This window comes from Exiguobacterium sp. SH3S1 (assembly GCF_004337105.1).
GTDB classification, from domain to species: Bacteria; Bacillota; Bacilli; order Exiguobacteriales; family Exiguobacteriaceae; genus Exiguobacterium; species Exiguobacterium aurantiacum_A.
In genome coordinates this window covers 1-1,175 of record NZ_SJUW01000028.1, presented here as the reverse complement: position 1 = coordinate 1,175, position 1,175 = coordinate 1, and the positions used below count along the sequence as shown (strand labels likewise).

The window sequence follows — 1,175 nt, the reverse complement described above, 5'->3', positions numbered from 1 at the left end:
CCGTCCTCGCTCACGAAATTCCGCCGCCAACGCATGGACGACGACAAACTGCTCGACAAACTGCTCGCACACACGGTCGAGGTCGCGAAAGAGATGGGGCTGCTGAAGGGACGGACGCTGATCGTCGATTCGACCCATTCCCGGGCCCGGTACGGGCAGAAGCCGATTGGGCAGGCGATCATCGAGGAGGCGAAGCATCTGCGCCAAGCGTGCTATCAGGCATCGGCCGATGCGAAGGGGCGTTTCCCTGAGAAAGTCGATGAGCACGACATCGACCAGCTGCTCGCCTATGCGCTCGCCGTGGCGGAGACCGTAGAGTCCGAGATGCCCGAGCTGATGATGCGGGAGCACATCCGCGACAGGGTGAACCGTGTCCGCGAGCTCGCCGAGGACGCGCATGTCGAGCTACAGGTGTCCAAGGACAGCGATGCCCGGACCGGGCACAAGAGCGCCGACTCCTCCTTCTTCGGCTACAAGCATCACCTCGCGATGACGGAAGAAGGCATCATCACGGCCGTCGTCGTCACGTCAGGCGAGGCGGCGGACGGGAAGCAGTTGACTCGCCTCATCGAGAAGAGCCACGCCGCCGGCGCCGAGTTCGACCACATCGTGGGCGATGCGGCCTATTCGGGCCGAGACAACCTGATCTATGCCGCCTCACAAGGATGTAAGCTCGTCGCCCCATTGAACCCCCGTGTCTATTCCCCTGCAGAGAACCGCGGCGAGGGGTTCACTTACAATAAAGATGCGGAACGCTACGTCTGCCCCGCCGGGCACATGGCCATCCGTAAGGCCCGGACAGGCACGAAGAACATCGGTAAGAATCAAAAAGAGACGCATTATTTTGATATTGAGCTGTGTAAACGATGCCCATTGCGTGAAGGTTGTTACAAGGATGGCGCCAATTCGAAAACGTACAGTGTGTCATTGAAATCGAGGGAACATAGCGAACAGCTCGAATACGAGCAGACCGATGAGTTCAAGGACCATCACCGGAAGCGCTTCGCGATTGAGCCGAAGAACAGCCAACTGAAGAACCCGCAAGGTCTGGCGCGAAACAAAACGTCAGACCTGAAAGGCATGACGTTACAGAGCGTGATGGCGATCATCGCGGTAAACCTGAAGCGGATCATCACCCTCTCAAAAGAAAAAACAGGATAAGGGCAAGGAAAAAG

Annotated in this window: 1 protein-coding gene; it reads left to right on the top strand. The window is 58.2% G+C overall.

Annotation, left to right across the window (positions count from 1 at the left end):
- Positions 1-1,161, top strand: a 1,161-nt coding sequence (locus tag EVJ26_RS14135) for a transposase (protein WP_131459129.1), incomplete at its 5' end; no start/stop codon positions are given.
- Between the last annotated feature and the right edge of the window lie 14 nt (positions 1,162-1,175).